This window comes from Vogesella sp. AC12 (assembly GCF_024437575.1).
GTDB classification, from domain to species: domain Bacteria; phylum Pseudomonadota; class Gammaproteobacteria; order Burkholderiales; family Chromobacteriaceae; genus Vogesella; species Vogesella indigofera.
Genome location: NZ_JANFNU010000025.1, coordinates 1 through 536 on the forward strand (window position 1 = coordinate 1; position 536 = coordinate 536).

The 536-nt window shown below is 70.0% G+C and carries 1 protein-coding gene; it reads left to right on the forward strand.

The window, feature by feature from the left end; translation table 11 throughout:
• Positions 1-536, forward strand: a 536-nt coding sequence (locus tag NOM55_RS17305) for a type VI secretion system Vgr family protein (RefSeq protein WP_255909890.1), incomplete at both ends; no start/stop codon positions are given.

The window sequence follows — 536 nt, forward strand, 5'->3', positions numbered from 1 at the left end:
GGCGCCGGCTGGGGCCACCAGTTCATCCCGCGCCTCGGCCAGGAAGTGCTGGTCGACTTCATCGAAGGCGACATCGACCGCCCGGTGATTACCGGCGTGCTGTACAACGGCAGCCACCCACCGCCGGCGTTCAGTGGCGCCGGCAGCCTGCCCGGCAACCAGACGCTGTCCGGCATCAAGAGCAAGGAACACCACGGCGGGCAGTACAACGAACTGCTGTTCGACGACAGCCCGGGCGAAGTGCGAGCAAAACTGTCATCCGAACACGGCAAAACCCAGCTCAACCAGGGCTACCTCACCCACCCGCGCGCGGACGGCAAGGCGCAGCCGCGCGGCGAAGGTTTCGAGCTGCGCAGCGACCGCCACGGCGCCATCCGCGCCGGCCACGGCCTGCTGCTGAGCACCGAAGCGCAAGCCGGCGCCGGCGGCAAACAACTGGCGCGCGACGGCGCCCAGAGCCAGCTCGACGCCGCGCTGAGCCTGGCGCAATCCCTGGCCGACACCGCCAGCGCGCAACTGGCCGACACGCTGGAGAC